The sequence below is a fragment of the Nocardia acididurans genome (assembly GCF_016741815.1).
In the GTDB taxonomy this organism is placed as follows: Bacteria; Actinomycetota; Actinomycetes; order Mycobacteriales; family Mycobacteriaceae; genus Nocardia; species Nocardia acididurans.
In genome coordinates this window covers 1-1,249 of record NZ_JAERRJ010000049.1, presented here as the reverse complement: position 1 = coordinate 1,249, position 1,249 = coordinate 1, and the positions used below count along the sequence as shown (strand labels likewise).

Genomic DNA, 1,249 nt, shown 5'->3' with positions numbered 1-1,249 from the left:
TTGGGTTCCAGTCGCAGTGGCTAACTGACAGCGTGGATGGTGTCGTTCTCGTAGCGTAGTTCGAACTCGATCGGGGTGCGGTAGCCGAGGGCGGAGTGGCGGCGTCGGCGGTTGTGGAAGATCTCGATGTAGTCGAAGATCGCGTTGGCCAGTTCCAGCCGGGTCTTCCATTTCCGGCGGTTGAGCAGCTCGATCTGCATCGAGGACCAGAAGCTCTCCATCATCGCGTTGTCCAGCCCGTCGCCGACGGACCCGAACGAGGGCAGCAAGCCCGCGGAGCGGACCTTGTCGCCGAAAACCCAAGAGGTGAACTGAGTTCCGTGGTCTGCATGCACGATCACACCGGGCTCGGGACGCCGATTACGGATGGCCATGTCCAGGGCGTTGACCACCAGGGTCGAGTCTTGTTTCGAATCGATCGACCAGCCCACGATCCGACGGCTGAACGCGTCGAGCACGGCGGCGCAGAAGACCCACCCTTCCCGCGTCCGATGTTGCGTTATATCGGTGACCCACAATTCATTTGGGCGCAAGCGGTGGAATTTGCGGTTGACCAGATCGTCGGCAGTCGCGACGCCGTGCAGGCGTTTTACCCGCACTGGGCCAGGTAGCCCGTAGATGCCGGCCTGAGTCATCAGGACCGACACCGTCCGGGAGCAGACACGCACGTTCATAGCGAGAGTGAGTTCGGCGTGGATCCGCCGGTAGCCGTAGGTGCCGCGGGAGGCGACATGGACCTCGCGGATCAGACCGGTCAGCCACTGGCGCCGCAACTGCGTAGGCGTGGCGGGAGTGCGTTTGTGCTTGTAGTAGTTCTGCCGGGCAACTCCGAGGATCCGGCAACACCTGTCCACCGGCGCCCCGGCGTCGACGAGACGGTCGATCACCGGGTAGAGCCTTTTGGGCGCGGCTTATCCTCGCCGAGGAACTTCGCGGCCTGCCGCACGATCGCCAACTCGCCCTCCAGTTCCCGAATTCGTCGGCGCGCAGCGCGGAGCTCGGCCGACTCGGTCGAGGACTTGCCCGGTCGTAGTCCTCGATCAATGTCGTCCTGGCGCAACCACTTCGACAGTGTCACTGGATGGATCCCCAGTTCGACGGCCGTCTTTTTCGCGGGTTTGCCCGCGCGCACCAGTGCGACCGCTCGCGCTCGGAACTCGGCAGGATAGGGACGTGGCATGTCGATCAGCCTTTCGTGAAGGCTGCCAATTAGTCACCAAAACTGGAACCCCAAGAGTAGGGCAGGTCA

Annotated in this window: 1 pseudogene; it reads right to left on the bottom strand. The window is 63.1% G+C overall.

The features are described 5' to 3' along the window. Positions 1 to 20 precede the first annotated feature (20 nt). A pseudogene (locus JK358_RS38730) lies at positions 21 to 1,180 on the bottom strand (IS3 family transposase). Between the last annotated feature and the right edge of the window lie 69 nt (positions 1,181 to 1,249).